Genomic DNA, 223 nt, shown 5'->3' with positions numbered 1-223 from the left:
CTCGATGAAGGAGAACAGATTGCGTGCGTAGAGGCTGGAGGCCGAGGCCGCGACGCGGCCGGCGACGTTGGTGTAGCCGACGATCTTGATGCCATCGAGGTCGACGACCTCGCCCGGCTTCGCACCCTCGACATTGCCGCCGCGCTCGACGGCGAGATCGACCAGCACCGAGCCCGGCTTCATCGACTTGACCATGTCGGCACTGACCAGCTTCGGCGCCGGC

At 66.8% G+C, this 223-nt stretch carries 1 pseudogene; it reads right to left on the bottom strand.

The window, feature by feature from the left end:
- Positions 1-223 (bottom strand): annotated as a pseudogene (locus MOV75_RS42280) (NAD(P)(+) transhydrogenase (Re/Si-specific) subunit alpha); the annotation flags it as partial.

The organism is Bradyrhizobium sp. PRIMUS42 (genome assembly GCF_023006515.1).
Lineage (GTDB): Bacteria > Pseudomonadota > Alphaproteobacteria > Rhizobiales > Xanthobacteraceae > Bradyrhizobium.
This window is presented reverse-complemented; position numbering and strand designations above follow the sequence as displayed.